A 23,309-nucleotide genomic window follows, 5' to 3' on the forward strand; every position below is an offset into this window, starting at 1 on the left:
AATTTACTAAAAGAGGCAAAAGAAGCATTGATAATAATTTTATTATCGATGCTTTTTTTTATTATATACAAATTATAACTTGAAAAAATATCAATAGCCTATATAATATTTTCAATAATTTTTTAATCGGAGAAATAAATGTCATATATGAATATTATAATAATAGCTTGTGCTGTTATAGTTGTACTTATTATACTTTTAGTTTTAATGAAAAAATCTAAAAGCAAACCTAAGGTGTCTTTAACTAGTGCTAAAAGTAAATTTTCATTATCATCTCTTTTTAATACTTCATCTATTAACGATGAGTTTTTTGCAAGTTTGGAAAATACATTGATAACGGCCGATGCAGGAGTGGAAACTACAAAAGATATTATTTCAAAATTAAGAGAAGCTATAGAAAAAGAAAATATAAAAGAGCCTTCAGAAGCAAAAAAATATTTAAGGGAAATTTTAATATCAAAGTTTATATCTAAAAAAATAGAATTAAAAGATAAAAATATACTTTTTATAGTTGGAGTAAATGGTGTTGGAAAAACTACATCAATAGCAAAATTAGCCAATATACTAAAAAAAGATCATAAAGTAATACTGGCAGCAGCAGATACATTCAGAGCAGCTGCAATAGAACAGTTAGAAGAGTGGGCTAATAGGCTTTCTGTTACAATAGTAAAAGGTCAGCAGGCAGGAGACCCGGCAAGCGTATTGTTTTCAGCTTTAGATAAAGCTAAGGCTGCAAATGCTGATATTGTAATAGTTGATACAGCTGGAAGATTTCATAATCAGGAAAATTTGGTAAGACAGCTTGAAAAAATGAAAAAAATAGCTACTGAAAGATTTAGTGAATTTAATTTTATACCTATATTGGTATTGGATGCTAATGTAGGACATAATGGGATAGAGCAGGCTAAAGTTTTTACTAATGCTTTAAATATACAAGGTGCTATAGTTTCAAAATTAGACAGCACTGCTAAAGGCGGGGTTGCTATAAGTATAGCTCATTATTTATCTCTCCCTATATACTATGGCGGATTTGGTGAGAAGGTTGATGACTTTAAGGAATTTGATGCTGAAAGTTTTGTAGATTCTATATTGCAGTAAAAGTTATATTTAGGAGTTATTCTTATGCCTTTGACTATTAAACCTTCAGAAATTTTTGGTTCTGTTTATATTCAAATGAGTAAAAGTGATGCACATAGAGCTTTGATAGCTTCTGCTTTATCTAAAAGCCCCAATATTATAAAACCTTGGATTGATAATGTAAGTATCGACATAGAAGTTACTAAAGATGCCGTTTCTAATTTTGCTGATTTAGAACTTATTGATGACGGGCTTAAAGTTGTTCCAAAAAAAGAATATAAAAAAGAATTAACTATAGATGCAAAAGAATCTGGTACTAGTTTGAGGCTATTAATTCCTATTGTATCGGCACTTGGGCTTAACTGCACTTTTATAGGTTCTAAAAAGTTATTTTCAAGACCTATGGAAGTATATAAAAATATATGGAAAGAACAGGGACTAGAGTTTTCTCTTAACGAGGATTCTCTTAAAGTGTCTGGAAAATTAAAAAGCGGTGAGTTTAGAGTTGCTGGTAATGTAAGCAGTCAATTTGTAAGCGGGCTTTTATTTGCTCTGCCTTTATTAGAAGGAGATTCTAAGATTGTAATAGAAGGGGAGCTTGAGTCGGCACCTTATGTTATGATGACGCTAAAAACTCTTAAACATGCTAATATAGAAACTCTGAGAAAAGGAAGCGATGTAATAGAGGTATATGGAAATCAGGAGTATTCTCTTACTGACTATGAAGTAGAATCTGATTGGTCACATGCGGCATTTTTTGCTGCTGCCGGGGCTTTAGGCGGAGAGGTTACTTTGTATGGGCTTAATAAATATTCTATACAGGGTGATAAGGAAATACTTAATATACTCAAGTTTATGGGTGCCCCTATAATTTATAATGATGATAATTCTATAACTATAAAAAAAGCAAACAGACTTAATGCTATGGATATAGATATTTCAAATATACCAGATTTAGCACCTATAATAACATCTCTTGCTTCTACGGCAAAGGGAAGAACAAAATTGTATAATGCCTCAAGATTAAGATATAAAGAAAGCGACAGAATAAATGATCTTAAAGACAGCTTTAGTAAAATAGGAGCAAAAATAGAAGTTACAGAAAATGAGATTTTTATAGAAGGAATAGAAAAATTAGAAGGAGGAAAAACAACTTCTCATAATGATCATAGAATAGCTATGTCCCTTGCAGTTGCTTCTATAGCTTCAAATAATCCTATCACAATAGATGATGCTCAGTCTATTAATAAATCATCTTTTAACTTTATAGAACAGTTTAGGAGTATCGGTGTTAATATGGTATTATAAAGTATTTAATATGCTTTTTAATAGTTCTAATTGTATGTAATTTGTTACTGGTACATTTTCATCAATTAGTTCTGAATGCCAAAATACTTTCTGCTGAGTTTCATACCATTTTAATATATCGCCTGATTCGCAGGCGTTACTTATATCTGATGAAGAAAACCATATTCCAGTGTCTATTTCTTCTTTTATTGCCTCCATACTGTTTCCATTAAGTTTTGATACAAACTTTACAGCTTCATCTATATGATCCTTTCTATAATCCATTGCTTTTAATATTGCTCTTGAAAATTTAGAAACGGTTTCCCTATGAGTATTTATATATTCTAAAGTTGATACAAAGCTGCTTGTTAATATAATTCTATCAGAATAATTAGTAATATCAGCAAGCATTTTATAATCATTAGTATTCAAATTAGTAGTATAAGGTTCCCAAGTTGATATAGCATCAACCTCTTTATTTATAAGAGCATTTTCCAAATTTGTAATATTAATATTTAATAAATTAATATCCTTTTTTGTAAGTCCTTCATTTTCTAAAGCTGCAAGCAGCATAGCCTCTCCGGATGTGCCAAAATGAGTAGCTACAGTTTTTCCTTTTAAATCTGAAATTGTATTTATATTGTTGTATTTAGCTGTTATTATTTTTTCACCCTTACTTATTCCATTTGGTATTAAAATTTGTGCTTTTCCATCTATTATTAAATTATGAGCAGCATGTCCAATGTAAGCAAAGTCAATTTCTTCTGATATCATAGACAAAATAGCAGCATGTCCGTTAAAAAATTCATGAAGTTCTGCATCTAAATTTTCTTCTTCAAAAAAACCTTTTTCTTTAGCTATGGCTACAGCAGAAGACCCTGCAAATTCGTATAAATATCCTATTCTTATTTTTGTTTTTGGGACTTTATCTTCTTTCTCTTCTTTATTAGAGCATGATATAATGCTAATCATTATAAAAAGAGTGTAAATTATTTTCTTCATAAAATTCTCCTTAATTTAAATTCTCAATTATTGACTCTGAATGCTAAAATATTTTCTGCTGAATTGTATGAAATAGTAAAAATAATATAATATAATATATTGTTTTATTCATATATAAAATCCAAATTATAAAGTTGATAGTATATTTTTTAATCTATCTAATTCTACATAATTAGTAATAGGTACATTTTCTTTAATAATTCCAGAATCTAAAAATGTTTTTTGCTGAGTATTATACCACTTTTCTATGTTTTTATATTTGCATGAATTTTTTAAATCTGCTGATGAAAACCAAACGGCAGTATCTATTTCTCTTTTCATCATATTTTCATCTTGTTCTGTTATTTCGGCTGTAATTTTTACTGCTTCATTTAAATTATATTTTCTATAATCCATAGCTCTTAATATTGCTCTTGAAAATCTTTCAACTGCATACGAATTATTCTTTATATATTTGGAAGTTGATATAAAACTGCTTATGAATACTGCTTCATTTGAATAATTTGTTATACTTGATATTACAGTGTATTGATCTGGTATAGAGTCAGTGATTTCTTTTGTATATGGAGACCAAGTAGATACAGCATCTGCTTTTTTATTTATTATCATATTGGCTAAGTTTGTAACGTTTACATTTAATAAATTTATATCTTCTTTTGTAAGTCCTGCAGATTTTAAAGCTATATTAAGCATTGTTTCTCCTGAGGTACCAAGATGTGTAGCTACAGTTTTTCCTTTTAAGTCTGATATAGTTCTTATATTAGTCCACTTACCGGATATTATTTGTTCAGCTTTACTTATTCCATTTGGAAACAATACTTGAACATATCCGTTTATAGCATGAGAATGAGCTCCGTTTCCTATATACGCAAATTCTATTTCATTTCCTATCATTGACAGTATTTCAGAGGGTCCGCTATAAAATTTTATTAATTGAGCATCTAAATTTTCATCTTCAAAGAATCCTTTTTCCTTGGCTATTGCAATCGCAGAAGCTCCTGCAAAATCTGCTAAATACCCCACATTTATTTTTATAATATTATCTTCATTATCATTTTTTGTATTATTACTGCAGGATAATATTGCAATAGTTATTAATATGTATATTATTTTTTTCATTATTAATTATCCATTGAAATATTTCTTTTTATTTCTAAATCTTAAACGAACAACCCTAAATAATGCTTCAGCTATAATATTTTTAGACATTTTAGATTGTCCGCTTCTTCTTTCATAAAATATAATAGGCTCTTCTTTTATTTTGTATCCATTGCTTTCAAAAGAGTAATTCATTTCTATTTGAAAAGAATAACCAGCTGAAATAATATTATCAAAATTCATTTTTTTTAATACTGAAGCCCTAAAACATTTAAATCCGCCTGTTATATCCATAATCTTTGAACCTAGTATAAATGCTGCGTATCTGTTTCCATAATACGATAAAAAAAGTCTTCTTAAAGGCCAATTTACAACACTTATTCCATTACAATATCTTGAACCTATAACTAAATCAAGTTTTTCTTTTTCTATCCTTTCTATAAACTTAACTACAAAATTAGGATCATGAGAAAAGTCAGCATCCATTTCTATTATATAGTCCGGATTATATTGAAATGAATGTTTGAACCCAGCGATATAGGCAGGTCCAAGTCCTTCTTTTTTATCTCTTTTTAATAGATGAACCCTCTCATTATTCAAATATTTTTCTACGATAGTAGCAGTTCCGTCAGGACTATTGTCATCTACAACTAAAATCTCTATATATTCAGGAAGATTTAATACGGTATTTATCATATTTTCTATATTGTCTTTTTCATTGTATGTTGGAAGTACTATAATCGCTTTCATTTATTATCTGTTATCCTTCTATTTCTATTTTGTATAGTTTCTATTTTTTTTATTTTGTTTGCGTTTCTTTTTATGTGATTATCTATATTAAACATTATGTAGTTTACATATCTTAAATTTGATGCTGCGGGGTCTATAATATTTTTATATGAAAATACTTCATTAGAATCTACTTTATAAAATACTATATCTCCAAATAATATTATATCATTATCTTCTATGGCATTATCCATTCCTATTAAATTTATTTTTACTCCTATGGATATAGAAGAATCTATAATTTTGTATCCTACTATATAAGAGTTTTCATAATCCAATTCCATATCTAATGTGTCTATTAAACTTTTAAAAGTTTTTATTTTCACTTCTTTATTTCTATATTTTACTATTATATTTTCTTTTATATCGCCTTCTTCAAAATGAAATGTAATCTCCTGCATTTGATTAAAAGGCTGCTTAATTTTAAATTTTGAAATAAGTGTTTTTGATTTTTCTATATCATCTTTTGACATTTCTATTGGGCTTGCTAAGGATAATTGATACTGCTTATTTATTTTATATATTTCATAATCTAATGTATAGAATGCATTCTCTTTTCTGCTGTATTTTACATGTTTTAGTATTTTACCATTTTTATTGTAGATAGTCCATATAAACATATCAGCTAGTACATTCATAATATAATTGTTAGCAAATATTTCTTTCCAGTCTTCAACGCTCCATTTTTTTCCGGTCATTAATGCTTTGTATAATCTGTTTAATTGGAATTTATAGCATATTTTTATATGATTTTTTATACTTGTAAATTCGTCTAAAATATTTTTATCTAAACTGCTGTATTTGTCTAATTTATTGATGCATTTATTAATGTTATTATCTAGTATTTTCTCTATATTTAATTTTTCATTTAAATATATAGTAAAAGAATATTTATCATCTTTAAGAGTTTTTGTTCCGTTTAAGTCTATTCCGAAATCAGGTATTATTTTATCACTTAATTTATCTTCAGATATATTTAATCTTTTAGCAACTGATTTAAATGCTAATTTTGATGTATTTTTTATTTGAAAATATTTAAAGTTGCTTGATATATAATCAATAACTATAAGAGAATTAATGCTTCCATTAGAAGCCAATGCTGATATAGCATAATTAGCAAGGGATATTCTTCCAGATTCGCACCATTCTTTTATTTTATAAACTACCTTATCTATTTTATATTCATTTTCATACACCAAATATGGTATCATTACATATTTATAAGAGGTATCAGCACCCTCATGAATCCATTTTTCATATACATTTTTTATTACTGTTATAAATGAATTAAAATCAAAATATGATATAATTTTATCCAAATCTTTTATTTTTATAGGATTTTTTAATCTTGAATATTCTATATAAATATATTTCATTACTATAACTGGAATATTTTGATTAGTGTCTTTGCTTAAAACACCATAGAGCATAGATTCATCTATACATAAAAGATTTTTCTCATATTTTTTATTGTAGTTTTTATTAACAAAGTTTACAAGACTGCTTATATCTTTAAAACCAGAATTAATAATCTTTTTATTTTTCCATTTTTTCAATATATCTTTTGCAAGATCACTATTTAAACCTTTTAAGTATTCATATGATTCTTTTTTCTTTCGATTAATAATTTTTATGGCAGCTTTTCTTATTTTTTTTGACTTGTTTTCAAGTAAAGAACATAGTACCTTACTTGAACTAAAATTTATTTCTTTGCTGTAGAGTTCATTCAAAAATGGTATGAAATTTTTACTGTTTTTTGTTATTCTTTTTATAAAATTTTTATTTGAGAATAGGTTTTCAAAATAATCGCTGTTATTTTTTATAAGAGAGTAGAAAAAATTATTAAACTCTTTATTTTTTATTTGTACAGCAAATGAATCATAATATGATATTCTGTCATTATAAGAATAGAAAAATATATATGATATGATAATATCTGATAAAGTTATGTCAAATCCGTTTAAATAATCAAGACTTTCCTGATATGTTGTATTGAATCCTTCTTTTTCTGTTAATATTAAATATATTAATGCTTTATAATTATTAGTCTTTAATATAATATTTAAAAGTCTTTTTGCTTTTTTGGAATATTCGGATAATAAAAGTATATAGTATATTCTATAGTTTGTAAGAAGCGATTTTTTTATGAAAGAAATGTCATTAGAATTAGGAGCTTTTTTCAAATTATATGGGGCATATGGTCTTAAAGCACTAAAGTATCCGAAAGCTGATTTTTTTACATGAAATCTTTTAATGAGATCATATCTTTTATCATCTTCATAGATTATATCATCATTAATAACTGTAATACTGTTTGGGGTACCTAAATGTTCTACTATATTGTATTTAGCATAATAAGAGTCATATATTTTCTGCATAAGCAGATCTATTTTCTTTTCTGCTATTTTTATATTAGCTTTTTCATCTCCTTTTTTTAAGAGAATAGCAGTTAATATTAAATATATTCCGCAGTTATTGCTTTTTTCTAATTTTGAATAGAGAGTATAGAAATAATCTCTGTCTTTGCTGTATGTATAATTGGCTTCTCTTAGAAAATCTAGTGCATATATATCATTGTCTACTATTCCTCTGTTAATTATGCATATTTCTTTTTCTAAGTTATAGCCCTCATATCTTCTGCTAAATAACGAACTATTAAATTTTTCCATAAAAAACTCTTAATTGTTAATTAACTTTTATCTAATTATTATTATACTATTATTTATACAAAAAATAAATAGTATATATTTTATAAATTTTTTACAGCTAATTGTCCGCAGCCTGCTAAGATTTCCTGCCCTTGTTTAAATCTTTCTACTACTTCAATGCCATTATCTTTCAGTATAGACTTAAATCTTAATATAATATCTTTATTAGGTCTTTGAAGATGAGGAGCATGTTCTACCGGATTCATAGGAATGACATTTACTTTGAAAGGAAACTCTTTTTTCAAATTTACAAGTCTATAGGCATCATTAACAGAATCATTAACATCTTTTATAAGCACCCATTCAAAAGTTATCATTCTTTTTCCGTTTTTACTGTATCTTTTAAGTACAGCCATAAGGTTTTCAATAGGATATCTTTTATTAATAGGCATAATTTTATCTCTTACTTCATTTTTTAATGAATGTAAAGAAACGGCAAGACGGCAGTCTAAATCTTTTTCTATAAGCTGTTTTATTCCGACTACCTCGCCTGAAGTTGATATAGTAATATGTCTTATTCCCAAATTAAAGCCTTTAAAAGAGTTAATAGTTTCTATGGCTTTGAAAAGATTTTTGGTGTTAGCTAAAGGTTCGCCCATACCCATAAATACAATGGAATTTACCTTTTTTGTAACGGCCCTCATTAAAATAAATTCAGCAAGTATTTCATCAGCAGTAAGATTGCGTGATAAACCCATACTTCCAGTAGCACAAAAAGCACAGCCGTACCCGCATCCTACCTGTGATGACAGACAAAAAGTTACTCTATCTTTTTTTTGTAAAATAACAGATTCTATTTTTTTCTTATCGTATAATGAAATTAATAATTTTTTTGTTCCGTATTCATCTTCGGATATAGTTTCTATTTTAGAATTATGTATAAAATAGTTTTCATCAAGTAATGCTCTTAAATTTTTTGGTATATTGCTCATATCCTCAAAACTTACAGCATACTTTTTATATATCCAATCAAGTACCTGAGAAGCATGGAACTTTGGAAAATTATTTTCCTCACAGAATTTAGATAAATCCTCTTCTGAAACATTCATTATAGATATTTTTTTTGACATAGTTTTTTGTATATATTTTATTTTTTATTTAACTTATAACCTATAAGTTTTAATCAGACCCCTCAGCAGCTTTTTGTAGGCGGAGTAGGGGATTCTGATGCACTGTTTTTGGCTTTATAATCATTTACATAAAAGCCTTTTCCTTTAAATATGATACCGCTATTTAAAGATATCATTCTTTTAGCTTCGCTGCCGCATTCTGGGCAAGCAGCTTTAGCTTCTGCAGTTATTGATTGAAACTCTTCAAATTCATGACCGCAGTTTTCACATTTATATTCATAAGTCGGCATGATTTTTCCTCTTTAATTTTTAAAAATTAATTGCTGATAAATATATTATGTGAATAAAAATATGTCAAGTATATTTATTTACAGATTATATAAGTAATTGCTTATGAATAGATATACAGATAGACACAAACTAAAATTATAGTTATTTAATAATATCTTCATATCTTTCTTTTAAAATTTTCATATAGTTATGATATTTATTTGCAAGCATTAAATCAGGTTCTATTACATTATTATCGATTAAGGCGTCTCTAATTTCATCTAAAGAAACTTGCTTTTTTAGAAGAAGTACAGCAGATAAGGCAGCTCCCAAAGAAGCACCAGCTGAAGGCAGTATTTTTATAGGAGCTTCCCAAATATTTGATATTATTTTTACTATTTCTTTATTGTTTGAAACTCCGCCAGTAACAGCAAGATCTATTTTATTATCATCTCTGTTTTTATGTGTAAATTTGCTTAAATATATTTCTAATAATCCTAAAGAACTTAAAACTATACCTTTATAATCATCATCAAATGAAGGCTTTTCATAATATCTTTTTATAGGAAACGCCTTACTTATAGGAGCAGACTCATATTCTTTCTGCCAAAGCATTATTGGAAGATTATCAGCATTTGTTTCTAAAGATTTTTCAGCTTCTTTGTATGTTCTGTCATAGGAGTTCATAATTTCATCTAAAACTAAGCCTCCATTTGTTCTGCATAATATCATAAAAGGATTATCTATACCGTCATACATATTATTGGCAGCACCTGAATAATCTCTTGTGCTTTCATCTATATCAAGCATATAAACAAAACTAGTTCCTAATGATAATATATCGCCTTTATATAAAACTTTTGTCTGTGGATTATCACCGCTTCCTATACCAACTATACATTCACTATCAAAACCGTATCTTTCCATAAAGTATTCGGATATATAGCCTGCAAAACTAGATGGAGCATCGATTTCTCCTAATTTTTGCTTTAAATCAATTGATATAGTGTTTAATAATGTATCATTCCATTCTCTTTTATTATAGTCCATCAAACTTGTACCAGAGGCATTTCCAAAGTCAGTAGGTATATTGTCTTTAGCAGTTAATATTGAGGCTATAAATGTATTTAATAGAAATATTTTGTATGTATTTTCTGATAAACCTTTGTTATGGTCAAAATAGTATTTTATAACAGCACCTGTAAATCTAAGGGGAGAGTTTGAGGCTGTTATTTGTATCATTTTTTCTTTTCCGCCTGCTGCTTCTCTTAATTCATTGGCTTCTTTCTGTGTGCAGGAAGTTCTCCATATAGGTGTGGCATTATATGAATATGAGTCTTTAAACATATCCATTAAACTTTGATTTGCTGATGATTTATCTCTTAACTTCTCTAAATTATATTTATATTTTTCAGACAAATAAACATGTCCATGCTGCTGTGCTGATATTTGTATTGCTTTTATATCTTTTATACTGCATTTTTGTTTAAGTTCATCAAATGCTTTATTTAGTGCCGCCAAAAATATATTAGGGTCTTGTTCGGCTTTTCCTCTTACATTAGAATAAATTAAAAGTGTATTTTTATTCATAGACGTTTTTTTTATTTCTTCTAATGAGTTAAAAGCTATAGATATATTTAATTCATTTTTTTTAGTTTCATAATTTAAAATACTTAGAGTTACACTTTGAGTGCTTAAATCTATTCCCAATGTATACATTTTTACTTCCTGATATTTTATAGATTGATTGTATTATTTTTTATGATATGTATTATTTATATAATTTTTTTATTATTTTTAGCATGTTCTAATAATTCTTCAGCATGTTTTATGCTTGCTTCTGTAATTTCTTTTCCAGTTATCATTCTTGCAATTTCATTAACACGCATGGAATTATCTAGTTCTTCAATAGTAGAAGTTACAGTATCTTCGCCTTCATTTTTTGTAACTTTAAAATGATTATTAGCATATATTGCAATTTGTGCCAAATGCGTAACACTTAATACCTGTTTTCTTTTTGAAAGGGCAGCTATTTTTTCACCTATAACCTCAGCTATTCTTCCGCCAACTCCAACATCTATCTCATCAAAAACGCATGTTTCACAGTAGTCGCCTAAAGAAAGTACATTTTTTAATGAAAGCATTATTCTTGATATTTCCCCTCCAGAAGCAATTTTTCTAAGAGGCTGATATATACTCTGTTTATTCGGTGCTATTATAAACTCTATATTATCTATTCCATTAGAATTGGCCTTTATATTTGAGCCGTCAATATTTAGTATTCCTTCATCATCTTCATCTAAAGTTATTTCAACATCAAATTTTGTAGATGACATACCTAAATCATTCATCTCGCTTTCTATAGCCTTTATAAATTCATCTTTTCTATTATGCCTTATATCAGATATTTCTTTAGCAAGTATTGAAGTTTTTTCTCTTAAAGATTTTATTTCTTTTTTTAAATTTTCAATATCCTCTTCTGAGAAATTTAAAGACTCTAATTTTTCTTTTGCATCTTTGGCATATGATATAATTTCTTTTATATTAGAGCCGTATTTCTTTTTAAGGTTATTTATAAAGAAAAGTCTTTCATTAAGGGATTCAAGTTCTTCAGGGTTAAATTTTGTTTTGTATCTTATTTCTGTTAATACGCTTTTTATATCTTCGAGATTTAACGTTATGCCTTCTATCTGCGAAGCAATATCTGAAAGTCTGCTGTCATATTTTGATACCGTCTGCAATGCTCCTATGCTTCTTGTGAGTTTTGTATAAGCTCCAGATTCGCTTCCGAATATATCTTTATTTATAGAAGAAAGCGATGAGGCTATACTTTCAGCATTTGACATCATTGTTATATCGTTTTTTATATCCTCATCTTCATTGGGTTTTAATTTTGCTTTTTCTATTTCGTCTATTGCATATTCCAAAAATGATTTTTCTTTTAGAATAGAGTTTTTATTCTGAGATATTTCATTATATTGTCTTATAAGTTTTGTTAATTTATAATAATGATTTTTATAATTTTCAAGTTTATCTTCTATATTTAAATAACTGTCATAAAAATTAATATGATTTGCAGGATTAAAAAGAGACTGATGTTCATGCTGTCCATGAATATCAACTATTAAATCTCCAAGCTCTTTTAATTCAGCAACTTTTACTCCTACATTATTTATAAATGACTTGCTTTTTCCGTCTTTAGTAATTTCTCTTTTTATAGTAAGTTCATCATTATTAATTTCTATATTCCATTCTTTTAATTTATTTTTTACTATTTCTGAAGATGACTGAAGTTTGAAGTTTCCAGTAACAATAAGTCTGTCCCCATTAGAGCCTACCATTCTTATAGAGCCTTTTTCACCTGTAATAAGTTCTAAAGCACTGATTATAATACTTTTACCGGCTCCAGTTTCTCCAGTAAGCACATTAAAACCGCTGCTGAAATTAATTTTTAATTTATCTATTAAAACAAAATTTCTTATTTCAAGATATTTTAGCATTATCTGCCCCAATTAAGTTTATTTCTAAGTATATCGTAAAACAGTCTGTTAGCACTTTGAAATATGTAACAGTTTTTATCACTTATTTTTGCCTTTATTTTATCATAATTTTTAAATTGGCATATATCATACCCATCTATAATAACCATAGCTTTTAAAGATTTTTCTGTTAATTCTAATTCTATAGTATCATGTTTTGGAATAACCAGCGGTCTGAACGTAAGTGAATGCGGAGCTATAGGTACAAAAGATATAGCATCAATACTAGGCGATAATATAGGTCCTCCTGCACTTAAGGCATAAGCAGTAGAGCCTGTAGGGGTTGCTATCACTACTCCGTCAGCTACTATTGAAGATATAAGTTTACCTGATATCATAATATTAATATATATAGCTCTTCCAGAACATTTACTTAAGACAAGTTCATTAACAGCTAAATATTCTTTAATAACTTTCTTATTAGTAGAATATAGACTTACAGATAATAAAGTTCTAGGCTCTATTTCATAAAGTGTTTTTTTACCTTCAAGATATTCATTAAGTATCATATATGCTTCATTCGGAGGAATCTCTGATATGAAACCAAGCGTGCCGTTATATATTGGTAGTACAGAAATATCATATTTTATAGCTATTTTTAAAGCAGATAATAATGTGCCGTCTCCTCCAATAGATATAAGCATTGATACATCTTTTAATTTTCTTATTGCTTTTTTAATATTCATATAAGTAGATATATCATAATCTATTATAATAGGTTCTATATTGTATTTTTTTAATATTTTTTTAATGTTTTTTAGAATGCAAGCAGGATCACCCCTAAGTGTATTTACTATAATTCCTATTTGCTTTTTTGCTTTGTTATTCATATTACTTTAATTAAAAACTCTAAAAATAATTCATTTGATTATATCAAACAGTAATTAATATATCAAGTTATATATTGATAATTTTTAATTTTTATAATAAACTATTGATATGATATTGTTTAGTTTAATTTATTTTTTGTTGGGATTTATCCATACATTATTATGCATTATTATCGCATTTCCTGTTTATCCGTTTATCCGTATATTCAGCAAAAAGAAGGCAAAATATTGGGTGCATTCAATGGCAAAAGTTTGGGGAAGAGTACTTATGAAAATGGCTTTTATCTCATTTAATGTTGAAGGAAAAGAAAATTATAATCCTAATAAAACATACCTTCTTACTCCTAATCATCAAAGCTCATTTGATATATTTGCATGTTTTTCAATATTTAAAAAATCATATGCTTTTGTTTCAAAAGATACTTACGGAAAAGTGCCTTTAATAGGTTTTGGTATGTCGCTTGCTAATTATATATTTGTAAAACGCGGTACTGTAGGTGCTGTAAAATCTATAGATGATATGGAAGACAGATTAAAAAATGGTACTAGTATAGTTATATATCCGGAAGGAAGCAGAAGTGCTGACGGAGAAATAAGAAAGCCAAAAAGAGGAATATTAAAAATAGCAGAGAGATGTCCTGATATAGAAATACTTCCTGTTGTCATATATGGAACTAGAGATATTATGAAGGCAAAGAGTATTAAAATTAATCCTTTCAGAAAAATAAGAGTAAGATTTCTAAAACCTTTCTATCTAAAAGATATAGATGGAGATGATAATGCCAAGTTAAATTATTGGTATGAGATTATGTCTAAGAACTATAATGAGGTTAAAAACGGAAAGTAAGGTATAAAAATTTATTTGTCTTTTAGAGGTTTATATTAATCAAGGATTAATTTTTATTAACAATAATAATTTTCCCTTTTAAAATTTAATAAATTTAAAAAAGCAAATCGCTATAAGTATAACTTATAGCGATTTTGGAGTTTTATGTACTTATAAAAAATTGATAATTTTCTTATTTACTTTTAAGTAAAGAGTTTTTTAAAATTAATTAAACTGTTATTTTTAGTAGTAATACTATATTAAATAAGTATTAAAGTCAATATATTTATATGTAATTTTTTTATAATTTTAAATTAAAGCCGTAAAGATTACTAAACTTTACGGCACTTTATATAAAATTTATTTATTTTTTAATTAGATAATGCTGTCTTAGGATCTGTATATTCTATATCAAATGCTTCAGCAACACCTTTAAATGTACATTTTCCATTATAAGTATTAAGTCCGGTAAGCAAAGTATTATTTGTTTTGCAAATTTCTTCTAATCCTTTTTCAGCAATCATTATTCCGTAATGAGTTGTAGAATTAGTAAGTGCTATAGTAGAAGTTCTTGCCACAGCCCCCGGCATATTGGCGACACAGTAATGAACAATATCGTCTACTATAAATATAGGGTCATCATGAGTAGTAGGGTGAGATGTTTCAAAACAGCCTCCTTGATCAATAGCAACGTCTACTATTACAGCTCCTTTTTTCATCATTTTTAAATGCTCTTTTCTTAAAAGTTTAGGAGCTTTAGCCCCCGGTATAAGTACGCTTCCAATCACAACATCAGCAGTTTTAAATAATTCTTCTAAAGTTGAAGGAGCACTGAAATATGTATTTATCCTCATATTAAATATTTGATCTATATAGGATAGTCTTGCTGCATTAATATCAGTAATAGATACATTAGCTCCAAATCCCATAGCTATTTGAGCAGCATTAAGCCCTACAACACCAGCACCTAATATAACAACATTTGCTTTTTGTACTCCCGGAACACCTCCTAATAATACGCCTTCTCCTCCGAATTTCTTTTCCATATATTTAGCAGCTTCCTGAATTGACAATCTTCCAGCTATACCGCTCATAGGAGCTAAACAAGGCAGCTGATTCATTTCATCTTTCATGGTCTCGTATGCTATTGCTCTTATTTTTTTCTTCAAAAGCATTTCTGTTAAAGGTTTGTCAGCAGCCAAATGTAAATAAGTGTACAATATTTGATTTTCTCTGAAATATTCATATTCTTCTTCTATAGGTTCTTTTACTTTAATAATCATATCTGCTTCAAATACTCTTTTTTTATCAGCTATTTCAACACCAACTTTTTTATATTCTTCATCGCTAAATCCGGATCCTTCTCCTGCACCTTTTTCTATAATTACTTTATTACCATGCAGTATATAATCAGCTGCATTAGCAGGTGTTAATCCTACTCTGTACTCTTGATTTTTAATTTCTTTTGGACATCCTATAAGCATATAAAAAAACTCCTTTAAAATCAAAATTACTTTATATAGAAGTATATTATATTGTGTATAAAACTCTATATACATACAATATAGTTGTTTAATTATGGTTTGTCAAGAAATAAATTAGTTTTTTATTTTATTTAATATATTTTTATTTTGTATTTTTGTTTGATTATTATACATTTAATATGAATACTATATACAATAAATTTTTGTACATAATTTGAATATTATACTTGAAAAAATTAAACTTCATATTATAATACATAATAATAAATATGATATTATACTACTTAATTTAATATCAAATCACTTAAAAATATAGGAGAATATAAGGTGAATATTAATAATAATGCCTCTCAGTTAAAAAAAGAAATTTTGGTAAAAATAGCATTAATGTTTATTGAAGACAGATTAATAGAGGATATAGATAGATTGCCTATAGAAATTATACCAAGAGACAGTAAATCTATAAGGTGCTGTATACATAATGACAGAGAAATAATGAAAAATAGAATTATGGCTAGGCTTGGAATAAGCGTTGAGGGTAAAGAAGACAGCGGAATACCATTGTCAGAGTATGCTAAATTAGCTTTAGAAAGAGAAAAACCAACTTGGCCTATGCTTACAGTACTTGATGAGGCATGCAATGCTTGTGTAAGAGCAAATTTTATGGTTACTAATGCATGTCAGGCTTGTTTGGCAAGACCTTGTTTGGTGAATTGTCCTAAAGATGCAATTACTATTTTAGATGAAAAAAGGGCACATATAGACAGCAGCAAATGTATAAACTGCGGATTATGTTTAAAAAATTGTCCTTATCATGCTATTATATATATACCTGTTCCTTGTGAGGAATCTTGTCCTGTAGGAGCAATTAATAAAAATGAGCAGGGTAAAGAAGTAATAGACTATCATAAATGTATATTCTGCGGCAATTGTATGAGGGAATGTCCTTTTAGTGCTATGATGGATAAGGGACAGCTTGTAGATGTTTTAAAACACTTAAAAGAGGATAAAAAAGTTAATGTTATGTATGCTCCTGCTATTGCTTCACAGTTTAATGCTAAACCTGGACAATTAAAAAGTGCATTACTAAAAATAGGATTTAATAAAGTCTGGGAGGTGGCTTTGGGTGCTGATGTTACTTCTGACAGGGAAGCTGCTGAGTTTGAAGAGAGAATGGAGAGGGGAGATAAACTTATGACTACTTCATGCTGTCCTGCTTATGTTAAAGCTGTTAGAAAACATGTGCCTGAATTGATTCCTTGTGTATCTGAAACTAAAACTCCTATGCATTATACCGCTGAGATGATGCATGCTGAAGATCCAGATGCTGTTAATGTTTTTATAGGTCCTTGTCTTGCTAAGAGAAGAGAGAGTATAGATGATGAATTGGTGGATTATTGTTTATCTATGGAGGAGCTTGATGCTTTATTTATAGCTACTGGTACAGAAGTTGCTAAAGAGCCAGACTTGGATATAGGAGTTGTTCCTACTGCTTCTGGAAGAAAATATGCTATGAGCGGCGGTGTAGCTGAAGCTGTTAAAATAAGATTAAAACACCCTGAAAAATTAAAAGCTGCTGTTATTAACGGGCTTGATAAAGATGGTATGAAGCAGCTTAAAGGATACGGAAAAGTTCAGTCTGGAGAAACTCCTGTTACTGATGATACTCCTAATCTTGTTGAGGTTATGGCTTGTAACGGAGGCTGTGTAGGAGGTCCTTGCGTAGTTAAAAATCCTAAAGCGGCTGCTGTTCAATTACAAAGATACGCTTCTACTGGTACTGAAGTTAAAAAAGACTGATAATTTATTAAAATAAGCAATAATTAAAGGCAGGAGTTATTATTACTCTTGCCTTTTTTATTTATTTAATTATTCTTAATTTAATTATTCTATCAATAATTTTTCTATATTTTTCAAATTTCTTTCTTTTGCATAGTATAAAGCATCATTTCCCTTACTGTCTTTTATGGTTTTGTCAGCATTATGCTCTAATAGAAGTTTTACTATTTCTACGTAATTAATAGTATCTTTTCCAAATATCGCTATTTCAAGCAGAGCTGTTCTTGATAAATTATCTATATGATTAACATTTACATCTGTATTTTCAAGCAGAAATTTTACTGTTTCCCAATGTCCTTTTTCGCATGCCAGTGTTAAAGCATTTGCTCCATATATATTAACTACTTTAGTATCAGCATTAACATACATTATTTTTATTGTATTTATATATCCTTTCTCGCAGGCATATAAAAAAGGAGAATTAAATTTATTATCTTGTATATTAACATTTGCCCCATTATCAATAAAAAGTTTAGCCATTTTCATATCATTTTTATATATTGCTATCATTAATGGAGTTCTTTTCATATCATCTTGTATATTAACATTAATACCCATTTCTATATATTCCTGTACTGTTTTTATATCTCCGCTATGTACTGCCGAAAAGAAACCTATTTTTATATCTGCAAATAACATCGCATCTGATATTAATAAGATAATAATTAAAACTTTCATAATTTAATCCTTAAATTGTACTCTTTTTGCCAAGTCAAACAATATATTTTTATATTACTAAAATACATTACTATTAAAATAACTTTAAAATACTTCCAAATATAAAAATTATGATAACATATTTTAATTTTTTTTTATATTTAAATTGTAGGATTTATTTTTATATATTTTTACAGCTTGTATTAATATATAGTTTTAAATGGGTGTTTTTATTATATTTTTAATAATGGAATTAAAAAAATATCCGAAGAATTATTAAAGAATTATAAAAATAATTAGGAATTGAAAGTGCGTTATATAGGTATTTTTATAGCGTTTATTTTATTTTGTACAGTCAATCTAAATGCGGCTGTTATTAATGTTTTTTCAGATACAAATAATGTTTATTACAGTTCATTAGATAATATTACTAATAGTTTTATATTAAATAACGGTAATTCAGATGAAGTATCAAACGATATGACATTAATATTTGAGAGAACTATTTTAGGCTCTTCATATTTTCATGGATTAAGCTACAGTTCAGATATAAAATATATAGCTGGTGCTAATGGCGGAAAGGCTGTATTTTTTCCAAATATTAGGTCTTATGTGAAAATAGATCATTATTTAGATAGTTCTGATGATGTTTCTATGTCAAGTTTTACTTTTGAATTTTATTTAAATCCTTATAGAGTAAGAATGAATTCTAAAGTGCTTTCAAAGATGGCTATATATAATGATAATGGTGTTACAAAATATGCAGGTATAAGAGCAAATATTATTAATGGCAGATTAGTTTGGCAGTTTAATAATTTGTTTTCTTATAATGGTCAGTATACAAATGTTACTTTATCAGGAGGAGAGTACTTAAAGGAAAATGAATGGAGACATCATAGTGTTAGTTTTGATGCTTCTACAGGAAAATTAGTAAAATATATAGACGGACTTGAAGAAGAAGTTATATATTTAACAAGTACAGGGGATAGAAACGGATCTCCTTATGTTGCTGAATTTGAAAATATCAAATTAGATCCTCTATATTTAGGACAAGGTTTTATAGGAGGCTTAGATTCTTTTTATTTTACCCCTGATTATAAACAGGATTTTAATTTATATAGATATTCATCAAACGGAGAAATAATAAGCAGAGTTATAGATTTTGAAGATAAAAATACATTTATAGACTCTATAAATTATACAGGAAGTTATACGAATGGCTGCTATATAGACCTTTATTATAGAACTTCAGATTATTATTTTGCTCCAGATGATAGTAATATAGCCTGGCAGTATTTAGATAATAATACTAATTATATGACATCTAATGTAAGATATCTTCAGATAAGAGCTGTATTGAATAGCAATGCTGATAGAAATATAACCCCTATATTGAACAATGTTGATATTTCCTATCATAAAGGAAGACTTCCTCAGATACCTGTTAATTTAACAGCAACAGCTGTTAATAATAATTCTGTTATGTTAAGATGGGATAGTGTTCATGAAGATGTTGTAGGCTATAAAATATATTACGGTACAAAACCCGGAGTTTATAATGATGCTGAATATACTCCTATACAGATAGGAAATCAGACTGAATACTATATAGAAGGACTTAATACGAATGAGGTTTATTATTTTACTATAACCGCTATAGGCGGAGAAGGCGGGAATATAGAGAGCGGTTTTTCTAAAGAAGTTTATGTCAGACCAGTTCATTAAAATAAAAAAGGAGATTAACGTGTCTACTAATACTAAAGCAATGAAATTAAGTAATCTTGCAGAGGAACTTTTAAAGAAAGGAGTAAATGAAGAAGCTATCGAGGCTTTAAAAAGAAGTATGAGATTAAGTACTTCTGAAGATATGAAGTCGTATTTACAGGTAGCTGTTTCCTTATTTGAAAACGGCGATTATGAACATGCTAAAATATTTTTAAACACTTTCTTGGAATATTGGATGGCAGCTGAAGCATATTTTATTTTGGGAGCTATTGCCAAAAAAGAATACAGACTTCAAGAGGCTTTTGAACTTTATAGAAAAGGTATTACACTATATACTTCTCAGAATCTTGATCCTTATTATGAGTTTTTGTCTTTATGTACTATGCTTAAAGAAGAAGACAAAGGATTGGAAGCTGCCAAAAATGTACTTAAAATTAATTCAAAAGACAGAGTTGCTTTGGTTTATATGGCTAATTACTTTTTTAGAAATGAACTTTATAAAGAGGCTATGAACTTTTATAAAATATTAGTAGATAATAATTTGGCTGACCATAATGATTATCATTATTACGGTGTATGCCTTCATGAAATTAAAGATTATAAAAGAGCTGAAAATATGTATTTGCAGGCTTTGGCTATGTATCCTGCTGATACTCCGGAAATTCTTGCTCTTAAAAACCTTAGAAGCAAAAGTTTAAAAGATAATTATCCTAATTTGGAAGAAAGCAAAGCTAAATATACTAAAAAAATAAAAGAAAATCCTGATTCTAGTTCTTATTTCCATTTAGGCAATATTGAATTTATTAATGGAAATTATGAAAAAGCTGCAGAGTTTTACTCTAAAGCTAAAGAAGTTTATGAAGAGAAAGTCTGCGTATCTTAAATAAGAGTTTATTTCTGCAATTACATATAAATAAAACTTTTTATTATAAATTGTAAATCTAAGTTATATATTAATTATATTATAAAATAATATAATTACTTATATATAAATAATAATATTTCATTAGTTTTGCATCAAGTATAATATCATTACCTATTTTCATTATATATTTTATATATTCAGTAATAAAACTTTTATAATTTCATAATTATATAAAATTAAATTTATTTTATTGACACTAATATATAATTTTACTATACTAAATTTATAAATTATTCTAATTATTATTTCATTTTTTATTTAGTATTAGGGGTATCATTATGAAGAAAATACATAGTTTATCTTTTAAACTACCAGTTACTATCAGTTTATTGTCAATATTGATGTTAGGTTTTTTATTGTCAACTTCAGTATACTTTTCAAATAAAGGTATAACTGAAAGTACAAATACGGGCTTTGAGAATACCGTTGAGGGGTACGCTAACTTGTTTGATTCTATATTAAATGCTCAGGTTATGCTTAATAAATCATATACAAGCGGTGCCAATATTAAAAATTTCTTTTCAAATGCCGCTGCCTATAGTAATAATGTTTATTTGGATATAACTTCATTTGTAGAAAATAATAATTTTGTAGAGAATATTTCTATAATGGATACTAGAGGTGTGATAGTTTTTGATAGAAACTCACAATTAATAGGCCGAAATTTCATGGATTTAAGACCCACTATGATGAATAAATTATTAGCAGGCGAAGAAGTTTCTTTTGGAGATGATATTGTTAAATCAGCTGCTACTGGGGATCTTACAATATCTTTAGGGGTGAGAATACTTGATTATAATGATCAATTGATAGGTTATTTAGTTTCTATTATAAAAATAATGTCTATATATGACGCCTATTTTAGTAATGTACGCTTAGGACAGTCTGGAAGGATAGTAACAGTTAATAATAAATCTGTGGTTGTAATGGATACAGATCCTAAAGAAATAAATAAGCAGGCTCCGAGTGAATATAATAGTATAATGCAAAACTCATCTGTATCTGGAAAGTTAAAATATGGTGTAAGAGAAGGATTTTATAAAAAAATGACTGCTCAGCCTTGGATAGTCGCTTATGCTATGGATACTAAAGAGATATATGAAGTTAATAGATCTATTATTGTAATAAGTGTAATAATAGGCATTATATCGATGGTTATTATGACATTAGTAGTATTTTTATTTACTAGAAGCATAATAAAACCTCTTAATATTGTAGTCGAAGAGGCTAAGGAGATAGAAAGCGGCAGACTTATTATGCATAAAAGAAAGCTAAATAGAAAAGATGAGATTGGAGAATTATCACATTCTTTTCATAATATGAAATATAAATTAATAGAAGTAATAGAAACAACTTTGCATAATGCTGATAAGATGTCGCATGCGGCTAATGCCCTTGCTTCTGGAAATAAGAACCTAGCTGCAAAAGCAGAAAATACAGCAGCCAACCTTGAAGAGACTGCATCTTCTATGGAAGAAATATCTTCAGCAATATCAATGGCTACTAATAATTCTGTAAAAGGGAATAATATGATGAATAGCTGTAAGGAAGCTATAGAAAATGCTGCTTCAGTGGTATCAGAAACAGTAAAAAGTATGAATGAAGTTAATAATGACAGTGAGAAAATTAAAGATATAATAAAAGTTATAGAAGGCATTGCTTTTCAGACTAATATTTTAGCACTTAATGCGGCTGTAGAGGCGGCACGTGCAGGAGATCAGGGTAAAGGTTTTGCTGTTGTAGCAAGCGAGGTTAGAAGTTTGGCACAAAATAGTCAGACTTCTGCTAAAGATATTACAGAATTGATTAATCAGGTATATGAAAAGATAAATAAAGCTAATGAGATTGTAGAAAGTCAGGAACAATTATTTATAGGAATAAAAGAGCAAATAGAAAATACGGCAAATATTATAAAAGATATAAGTGCTGCTGCCGTAGAACAGCAGTCTGGAGTAGCTCAGGTTAATAAAGCTGTTATGGAAATGGATACTATTACTCAGGAAAATGCTGCTTTGGTAGAAGAGTCTACTGCTTCTTCTATATCGCTTTATAATGATGCTAAAGAACTTCAAAATGTTGTTAGCTTTTTCCATATAGAAAAATAATTATAAAAAATTAATAAAAGCTATTTACAAAATAATTTATAGTTTTATAATAAAATAACCTAAGTGAATAACTGTTAA

At 27.8% G+C, this 23,309-nt stretch carries 18 protein-coding genes; 7 read left to right on the forward strand and 11 right to left on the reverse strand.

The genetic code is table 11. The annotated features are described in order from the left end of the window. Window positions 1–138 precede the first annotated feature (138 nt). Both ftsY and aroA read left to right on the forward strand, forming a co-directional pair. The gene (gene ftsY / locus BMUR_RS13105) at window positions 139–1,098 is read left to right on the forward strand and encodes a signal recognition particle-docking protein FtsY (RefSeq protein WP_013115024.1); all 960 of its coding nucleotides are present in this window, start codon (window positions 139–141) and stop codon (window positions 1,096–1,098) included. A gap of 24 nt (window positions 1,099–1,122) precedes the next feature. Continuing rightward, window positions 1,123–2,385 (forward strand): 3-phosphoshikimate 1-carboxyvinyltransferase, encoded by a 1,263-nt coding sequence (aroA, locus tag BMUR_RS13110; RefSeq protein ID WP_013115025.1) that lies wholly within the window; start codon window positions 1,123–1,125, stop codon window positions 2,383–2,385. On the opposite strand, the gene BMUR_RS13115 is transcribed toward aroA, so the two are convergent. The 9 genes from BMUR_RS13115 to BMUR_RS13155 all read right to left on the reverse strand — a co-directional run bounded on the left by BMUR_RS13115 (window position 2,380) and on the right by BMUR_RS13155 (window position 13,670). Then, window positions 2,380–3,366 (reverse strand): ABC transporter substrate-binding protein, encoded by a 987-nt coding sequence (locus BMUR_RS13115; RefSeq protein ID WP_013115026.1) that lies wholly within the window; start codon window positions 3,364–3,366, stop codon window positions 2,380–2,382. The genes aroA and BMUR_RS13115 overlap by 6 nt on opposite strands. A gap of 126 nt (window positions 3,367–3,492) precedes the next feature. Beyond that, complete coding sequence (locus tag BMUR_RS13120; protein WP_013115027.1) at window positions 3,493–4,485, reverse strand: ABC transporter substrate-binding protein; 993 nt, start codon at window positions 4,483–4,485, stop codon at window positions 3,493–3,495. A 6-nt stretch (window positions 4,486–4,491) separates the two neighbouring features. Then, window positions 4,492–5,214, reverse strand: a complete 723-nt coding sequence (locus BMUR_RS13125; RefSeq protein WP_013115028.1) for a polyprenol monophosphomannose synthase — start codon at window positions 5,212–5,214, stop codon at window positions 4,492–4,494. Continuing rightward, window positions 5,211–7,922, reverse strand: coding sequence for a DUF4132 domain-containing protein (locus BMUR_RS13130; protein ID WP_013115029.1), 2,712 nt, complete (start codon window positions 7,920–7,922; stop codon window positions 5,211–5,213). Before BMUR_RS13130 ends, BMUR_RS13125 begins: the two co-directional genes overlap by 4 nt. An 80-nt stretch (window positions 7,923–8,002) precedes the next feature. Next, window positions 8,003–9,031: a 23S rRNA (adenine(2503)-C(2))-methyltransferase RlmN gene (gene rlmN, locus BMUR_RS13135; protein WP_013115030.1), complete on the reverse strand. Its 1,029-nt coding sequence runs from the start codon at window positions 9,029–9,031 to the stop codon at window positions 8,003–8,005. A gap of 62 nt (window positions 9,032–9,093) precedes the next feature. Next, complete coding sequence (locus BMUR_RS13140) at window positions 9,094–9,321, reverse strand: FmdB family zinc ribbon protein (RefSeq protein WP_013115031.1); 228 nt, start codon at window positions 9,319–9,321, stop codon at window positions 9,094–9,096. Between the two features lie 142 nt (window positions 9,322–9,463). After that, window positions 9,464–11,020 (reverse strand): FGGY family carbohydrate kinase, encoded by a 1,557-nt coding sequence (locus BMUR_RS13145; RefSeq protein ID WP_013115032.1) that lies wholly within the window; start codon window positions 11,018–11,020, stop codon window positions 9,464–9,466. Between the two features lie 56 nt (window positions 11,021–11,076). Further along, complete coding sequence (gene recN, locus BMUR_RS13150) at window positions 11,077–12,801, reverse strand: DNA repair protein RecN (RefSeq protein WP_013115033.1); 1,725 nt, start codon at window positions 12,799–12,801, stop codon at window positions 11,077–11,079. Next, window positions 12,801–13,670 carry an NAD(+)/NADH kinase gene (locus tag BMUR_RS13155; protein WP_013115034.1) on the reverse strand — a complete coding sequence of 290 codons (870 nt, stop codon included), beginning with the start codon at window positions 13,668–13,670 and terminating at the stop codon, window positions 12,801–12,803. The genes recN and BMUR_RS13155 overlap by 1 nt, the downstream gene beginning before the upstream one ends. A gap of 109 nt (window positions 13,671–13,779) precedes the next feature. Between BMUR_RS13155 and BMUR_RS13160 the strand changes: the two genes are divergently transcribed. Next, the gene (locus BMUR_RS13160; protein WP_013115035.1) at window positions 13,780–14,517 is read left to right on the forward strand and encodes a lysophospholipid acyltransferase family protein; all 738 of its coding nucleotides are present in this window, start codon (window positions 13,780–13,782) and stop codon (window positions 14,515–14,517) included. A 350-nt stretch (window positions 14,518–14,867) separates the two neighbouring features. Here the strand turns inward: BMUR_RS13160 and ald are convergent, their stop codons facing one another. Beyond that, on the reverse strand, window positions 14,868–15,980 hold the full coding sequence (gene ald / locus BMUR_RS13165; RefSeq protein WP_013115036.1) for an alanine dehydrogenase: 1,113 nt from the start codon (window positions 15,978–15,980) through the stop codon (window positions 14,868–14,870). Window positions 15,981–16,307: 327 nt separating this feature from the next. Between ald and BMUR_RS13170 the strand changes: the two genes are divergently transcribed. Beyond that, window positions 16,308–17,780: a 4Fe-4S dicluster domain-containing protein gene (locus BMUR_RS13170; RefSeq protein WP_013115037.1), complete on the forward strand. Its 1,473-nt coding sequence runs from the start codon at window positions 16,308–16,310 to the stop codon at window positions 17,778–17,780. Window positions 17,781–17,864: 84 nt separating this feature from the next. Here BMUR_RS13170 and BMUR_RS13175 read toward each other — a convergent pair whose 3' ends face one another. Beyond that, window positions 17,865–18,497 carry an ankyrin repeat domain-containing protein gene (locus BMUR_RS13175; RefSeq protein ID WP_013115038.1) on the reverse strand — a complete coding sequence of 211 codons (633 nt, stop codon included), beginning with the start codon at window positions 18,495–18,497 and terminating at the stop codon, window positions 17,865–17,867. A gap of 288 nt (window positions 18,498–18,785) precedes the next feature. Here BMUR_RS13175 and BMUR_RS13180 point away from each other — a divergent pair, with 288 nt between their 5' ends. The 3 genes from BMUR_RS13180 to BMUR_RS13190 all read left to right on the forward strand — a co-directional run bounded on the left by BMUR_RS13180 (window position 18,786) and on the right by BMUR_RS13190 (window position 23,231). Next, window positions 18,786–20,201, forward strand: coding sequence for a fibronectin type III domain-containing protein (locus BMUR_RS13180; protein WP_013115039.1), 1,416 nt, complete (start codon window positions 18,786–18,788; stop codon window positions 20,199–20,201). Window positions 20,202–20,220: 19 nt separating this feature from the next. Next, entirely contained in the window at window positions 20,221–21,084 is an 864-nt protein-coding gene (locus BMUR_RS13185) for a tetratricopeptide repeat protein (RefSeq protein WP_013115040.1), read from the forward strand. Between the two features lie 320 nt (window positions 21,085–21,404). Continuing rightward, window positions 21,405–23,231 (forward strand): methyl-accepting chemotaxis protein, encoded by a 1,827-nt coding sequence (locus tag BMUR_RS13190; RefSeq protein ID WP_013115041.1) that lies wholly within the window; start codon window positions 21,405–21,407, stop codon window positions 23,229–23,231. Window positions 23,232–23,309: the final 78 nt, after the last annotated feature.

The organism is Brachyspira murdochii DSM 12563 (assembly GCF_000092845.1).
In the GTDB taxonomy this organism is placed as follows: Bacteria; Spirochaetota; Brachyspiria; order Brachyspirales; family Brachyspiraceae; genus Brachyspira; species Brachyspira murdochii.

Bases quoted from the DNA above. Each gene is read 5' to 3' on its own strand.
- ftsY (WP_013115024.1), top strand. From the start codon at position 139: ATGTCATATATGAATATTATAATAATAGCTTGTGCTGTTATAGTTGTA.
- aroA (WP_013115025.1), top strand. From the start codon at position 1,123: ATGCCTTTGACTATTAAACCTTCAGAAATTTTTGGTTCTGTTTATATT.
- BMUR_RS13115 (WP_013115026.1), bottom strand. From the start codon at position 3,366: ATGAAGAAAATAATTTACACTCTTTTTATAATGATTAGCATTATATCA.
- BMUR_RS13120 (WP_013115027.1), bottom strand. From the start codon at position 4,485: ATGAAAAAAATAATATACATATTAATAACTATTGCAATATTATCCTGC.
- BMUR_RS13125 (WP_013115028.1), bottom strand. From the start codon at position 5,214: ATGAAAGCGATTATAGTACTTCCAACATACAATGAAAAAGACAATATA.
- BMUR_RS13130 (WP_013115029.1), bottom strand. From the start codon at position 7,922: ATGGAAAAATTTAATAGTTCGTTATTTAGCAGAAGATATGAGGGCTAT.
- rlmN (WP_013115030.1), bottom strand. From the start codon at position 9,031: ATGTCAAAAAAAATATCTATAATGAATGTTTCAGAAGAGGATTTATCT.
- BMUR_RS13140 (WP_013115031.1), bottom strand. From the start codon at position 9,321: ATGCCGACTTATGAATATAAATGTGAAAACTGCGGTCATGAATTTGAA.
- BMUR_RS13145 (WP_013115032.1), bottom strand. From the start codon at position 11,020: ATGTATACATTGGGAATAGATTTAAGCACTCAAAGTGTAACTCTAAGT.
- recN (WP_013115033.1), bottom strand. From the start codon at position 12,801: ATGCTAAAATATCTTGAAATAAGAAATTTTGTTTTAATAGATAAATTA.
- BMUR_RS13155 (WP_013115034.1), bottom strand. From the start codon at position 13,670: ATGAATAACAAAGCAAAAAAGCAAATAGGAATTATAGTAAATACACTT.
- BMUR_RS13160 (WP_013115035.1), top strand. From the start codon at position 13,780: ATGATATTGTTTAGTTTAATTTATTTTTTGTTGGGATTTATCCATACA.
- ald (WP_013115036.1), bottom strand. From the start codon at position 15,980: ATGCTTATAGGATGTCCAAAAGAAATTAAAAATCAAGAGTACAGAGTA.
- BMUR_RS13175 (WP_013115038.1), bottom strand. From the start codon at position 18,497: ATGAAAGTTTTAATTATTATCTTATTAATATCAGATGCGATGTTATTT.
- BMUR_RS13190 (WP_013115041.1), top strand. From the start codon at position 21,405: ATGAAGAAAATACATAGTTTATCTTTTAAACTACCAGTTACTATCAGT.